Annotated in this window: 1 pseudogene; it reads right to left on the bottom strand. The window is 80.2% G+C overall.

The annotated features are described in order from the left end of the window. Window positions 1–150 precede the first annotated feature (150 nt). A pseudogene (locus AA75_RS37840) lies at window positions 151–414 on the bottom strand (hypothetical protein); the annotation flags it as partial.

The raw sequence follows: 414 nt of genomic DNA, 5'->3' as shown, positions 1-414 counted from the left end.
CGCGGCCGCAACGCTGCGCCGGCCGCCCGATCCGCACATCCGCTGCCCCGCGCCCGAGCAAGGAGCAGCCGTTCCGGCCGGAGCGCAGCGGCTCCCGTCCAGAAGCGCCCCGCCCCGGACCTCGCCCCCCCCGGCCGCCGGTCCCCCGGGTCAGCCCGCGGCCGCGCCGAGCGCCGCCCGGCTGGTGATCAGCGCGGACTCCAGCACCGCGGCCCGCCGGGCCGGGTCCATCATGTTGGGGCCCATCACCGCCAGGTCGGCCTGGGTCGGGGCGAGCAGCCGCACCCGGATCCCCACCGCCCGCAGCTCCCGCACCTCCCGCAGCAGCTGCCGGGTGACCGCCCTGCGGTAGCGGCTGAGCAGCTGCGCCAGCACACCCCGCGGCCGGTCGCGCGCACGCCACTCGCGCAGCGC

Source organism: Kitasatospora sp. MBT63, from assembly GCF_000710465.2.
Classification (GTDB): Bacteria; Actinomycetota; Actinomycetes; order Streptomycetales; family Streptomycetaceae; genus Kitasatospora.
This window is presented reverse-complemented; position numbering and strand designations above follow the sequence as displayed.